The following is a 522-nucleotide window of genomic DNA, read 5'->3' as shown; positions in this document are numbered from 1 at the left end:
TCCCAGATGTCGATGCCCATCGCGGCGTAGACCTGCTTCAGCTCGTTGACGAGCGCGATGTTGACGGCCCGGAAGATGTTCTCGGTCAGCTTCACGGCCTCGGCCGTCGCGGTCGAGGAAACCGGCACCGTCCTGACGACGAGGGCGGCGTAGAGCGCATCCGCCATGGCGAGCGCGTCCGGCCCGTCGCCGCCGACGACCTTGGGGATGTCGGAGGTGCCGAACTGCGTGTTGCCGGGGTCCTCGCGCTCGGGCGAATAGGCGAGGAAGAAATCCCTGCCGCTGGCGAGCCCCGTCGCCTGTTCGAGGATCGGGCGCATCAGCTCGTCGGTGGTGCCGGGATAGGTCGTCGATTCCAGCACGATGAGCTGGTCCTGGCGCAGCCGCCTGCCGATCGCCTGCGTGGTCTTCACGACATAGGAGAGATCGGGCTCGCGATGGCGCGAGAGCGGCGTCGGCACGCAGATCAGCAGGGCGTCCGGCTCCGACAGGCGGTCGAAATCGGTCGTCGCCTCGAAGCGC

At 68.0% G+C, this 522-nt stretch carries 1 protein-coding gene; it reads right to left on the bottom strand.

Translation table 11 applies throughout. The annotated features are described in order from the left end of the window. Window positions 1-522 (bottom strand): nucleotide sugar dehydrogenase (locus tag AC1RMY_RS26540; protein WP_492869746.1); only part of this gene is annotated, 522 nt, incomplete at both ends.

It is taken from the genome of Allobosea sp. GW822-FHT03F07 (assembly GCF_058801345.1).
Note: the sequence above shows the minus strand (reverse complement) of the source record. Positions and strands in the feature narration are given on the sequence as shown.